Origin of the sequence: Sphingobium limneticum (assembly GCF_008710155.1) — a bacterium.
Classification (GTDB): Bacteria; Pseudomonadota; Alphaproteobacteria; order Sphingomonadales; family Sphingomonadaceae; genus Sphingobium; species Sphingobium limneticum.
In genome coordinates, this window is the sequence record NZ_VYPZ01000097.1 from 1 (window position 1) to 874 (window position 874).

The 874-nt window shown below is 63.5% G+C and carries 1 protein-coding gene; it reads right to left on the minus strand.

What is annotated here, in order from left to right; all coding sequences use genetic code 11:
• On the minus strand, positions 1-739 hold a 739-nt coding region (locus tag F4U94_RS24130), incomplete at its 3' end, for an NAD-dependent epimerase/dehydratase family protein (RefSeq protein ID WP_150412359.1).
• Between the last annotated feature and the right edge of the window lie 135 nt (positions 740-874).

Genomic DNA, 874 nt, shown 5'->3' on the forward strand with positions numbered 1-874 from the left:
CTGACGGCAAGTCGTGCCGCCGATCGACGAGGCGCACCACGGCGTCGGCCAAGTCCTCGCGGTGCACCGATGACTGTGCCGCGCACAGCATGCCGGGATAGAAATGCGAGATCAGGCGGTGCTCGTAAATCTGCGATATCTGCTGCGCGAGAAACGCCGAGCGCCCGTCGTCGTCGTAAACTCCTGCGGCGCGAAGGAAGACGACCGGGATTTTCCCGCGCCGCGCGTGCAGCAGTGCTTCGGCATCGACTTTCGACTGTGGATACGCCCAGGACGCACCGATCGGCGACTCCTCGCTGATGCGCTCCTCCGGAGTGGCGGTCGGCTTATGAACCAGCATCGTGCTGGCGAAGACGAACTGCTCGACCTCGAACGATTGCAGCCCGTCAATCAGCCGGCGGGTGCCCTGCACGGTGACCTTGTCGTAGAGCGGATTGGGATCGCCCGTAATATCGTAATAGGCGGCGAGGTGAATCACCGAAGCGATGCGGTTGCCGTAGCGCGCGCGAACCTCGTCGAGCGCAGCTCGCACCGCTTCATCCGACCCGACGTCGATGTTGATCGCCAAGGCGGGTGGTGGTGGATCGGGCGGACCGGCACGATCCAGGCCAACAACGGTGTAGCGTTCGCCGAGCCGGGCGATCAGGGCCGCAGCGATGAAACCGCTCGCCCCCGTGATCAGAACGACGCCGCCGTCACCTTGGCCGCTGCCGGCATCACTGCGTTTGACATCGGCCATGACTTGCTACCCTCGTTCGTTCACCTTTGAATACATCAACAGACCCAGCAGAGCTAACCTCACCTACATGCCCGATGCGGGCGGTGCGAGGGTGCCGAGCCATGCTACGAGCGCCAAGATACCAATCACGCAGGT